Origin of the sequence: Nocardioides sp. CPCC 206348, from assembly GCF_048654705.1 — a bacterium.
In the GTDB taxonomy this organism is placed as follows: Bacteria; Actinomycetota; Actinomycetes; order Propionibacteriales; family Nocardioidaceae; genus Nocardioides.
Window position 1 is genome coordinate 2,637 of sequence record NZ_JBMCZA010000174.1, and the last position, 771, is coordinate 3,407.

Annotated in this window: 1 protein-coding gene and 1 pseudogene; both read left to right on the top strand. The window is 70.7% G+C overall.

The window, feature by feature from the left end:
• Positions 1 to 616, top strand: a pseudogene (locus tag ACOADB_RS13795) (hypothetical protein); the annotation flags it as partial.
• The coding region (locus ACOADB_RS13800; RefSeq protein ID WP_378599564.1) for a DUF1905 domain-containing protein at positions 613 to 771 on the top strand (159 nt) is incomplete at its 3' end. The pseudogene ACOADB_RS13795 and the gene ACOADB_RS13800, both read left to right, overlap by 4 nt.

Here is a 771-nt window from a genome sequence, read left to right on the forward strand (position 1 = left end):
GGTGCCGTTCGGCCGCGGCGACCAGGAGGTCGACGCGGCGACGTACGACCTGGTCTATCCCGACGGCCCGCACGACGCTGAGTCCTTGCTGGTGCACCCGAGGACCGGGCAGGTGTTCGTGGTGGCCAAGGAGTTCATCGGCCGCCTCTATGCCGCTCCGGAGGACCTGGCGGAGAAGGGTCGCAACGAGCTGACCGCGGTCGACGAGGTCCTCGGCATCGCCACCGACGGCGCGTTCTTCCCCGACGGCGAGCACCTGGTGCTCCGCAACTACGGGCAGGCCGCGGTCTACACGTGGCCCGACCTCGACCGGGTCGCCATGGTCGACCTGCCGCCGCAACAGCAGGGCGAGGGGATCGCCGTCACCGAGTCCGGCGAGGTGCTGATCGGCTCGGAGGGTGCGCACTCCGAGGTGCTCCGGGTGGAGGTGCCGATCGAGGAGTCGACCGAGGAGCCGACCGACGGATCGCCTGCGCCCACCCCGTCACCTGACTCGGGTGAAGCCGTTCCGGTGACGGCCGCCGAGGACCGTTCGCTGTGGCCGTGGGCGCTCGGCGGCGTTGCTGGGGTGGCGATCATCGCGGTCCTGCTGCGGTCGCTGCGGCCGCGGCCATGAGCGAGTACACCTTCACCGCCGTCCTGTGGCGCTGGGCCGCGAAGGACGAGGAGAAGAGCGGCGCCTGGTTCTTCGTCAGCCTGCCCTTCGACGCGTCCGATGCGATCAAGGCAGAGGCCGTGCCGGGCAAGGGTTTCGGGAGCGTGAAGGTCGAG